The following is a 1,000-nucleotide window of genomic DNA, read 5'->3' as shown; positions in this document are numbered from 1 at the left end:
CACCGCCGGAGGGCGGGACAACCTCCCTGGGCATCACATCTAGCCGCGCCAGGTCTAGCCGCGCCAGGCCTCGCCGCTGCCCAGGTCGGCGTGCTGAAGCACCCAGGCGTGCATCGCGATCGCGGCGGCAGCCGACGCGTTGATCGACCGGGTCGAACCGAACTGCGCGATCGAGAACGTCGCGTCGCACGCCTCGCGCGCCGCCTCCGACAGCCCAGGTCCCTCCTGCCCGAACAGGAAGCAGACCCGCTCGGGGATCTCCATCGTCTCGAGGTGGTCGGAGCCGGGCAGGTTGTCGACGCCGAACAACGGCACCCGCCCGCCGTCGTACGACGACAGGTGGGCCGCGAGGTCCTCGACCGTCGCATGGTGGTGCACGTGCTGGTAGCGGTCGGTGACCATCGCGCCGCGCCTGTTCCACCGCCGGTTGCCGACGATGTGGACCTCGGCGGCCAGGAACGCGTTCGCCGTCCGGACGATGGTGCCGATGTTGAAGTCGTGCTGCCAGTTCTCGATGGCGACGTGGAAACCGTGGCGGCGCAGGTCGAGGTCGGCACGGATCGCCTCAAGGCTCCAGTACCGGTAGCGGTCGACGACATTGCGTCGATCTCCGTCGCGCAGCAGCGCTTCGTCGTACACCTCGGAACCGGGTCCCTGGGGCCACGGACCCGCCCAGGGACCGACGCCGACCTCGGGCTGGCCGTTCGGCATCGGGTCGTACGGCGCCCGCCGCTCGTCTGCGCTGTCCGGATCCGCTGCCACGAACCGCACCCTAACGGCCACGCCATTGGGACCCGGCCGGTACCGTGGCGCCGTGAACTCGCTGGTCGCGACCCCTTTCGTCGTGCCGATGCTGCTGGGCATCAAGTGGCTGGACCCCGAATGGCTCCAGCACCAGTACGGTGCCGCCTTCATCTGGATCGCGATCGGGATCGTGTTCGTCGAGTGCGGGTTGTTCTTCCCGTTCCTCCCCGGTGACACCCTGCTGTTCGCGCTCGGC

At 69.4% G+C, this 1,000-nt stretch carries 1 protein-coding gene and 1 pseudogene; one reads left to right on the top strand and one right to left on the bottom strand.

The features are described 5' to 3' along the window. Positions 1-54: 54 nt before the first annotated feature. Positions 55-711, bottom strand: coding sequence for a TrmH family RNA methyltransferase (locus ACOADB_RS23545; RefSeq protein ID WP_378604566.1), 657 nt, complete (start codon positions 709-711; stop codon positions 55-57). A 103-nt stretch (positions 712-814) separates the two neighbouring features. Here ACOADB_RS23545 and ACOADB_RS23540 point away from each other — a divergent pair. Next, positions 815-1,000, top strand: a pseudogene (locus ACOADB_RS23540) (cytochrome O ubiquinol oxidase); the annotation flags it as partial.

The organism is Nocardioides sp. CPCC 206348, assembly GCF_048654705.1.
In the GTDB taxonomy this organism is placed as follows: Bacteria; Actinomycetota; Actinomycetes; order Propionibacteriales; family Nocardioidaceae; genus Nocardioides.
This window is presented reverse-complemented; position numbering and strand designations above follow the sequence as displayed.

What these genes read in the sequence shown, in the direction of transcription:
- ACOADB_RS23545 (WP_378604566.1), bottom strand. Translation starts at nt 711, where the DNA reads ATGCCGAACGGCCAGCCCGAGGTCGGCGTCGGTCCCTGGGCGGGTCCG.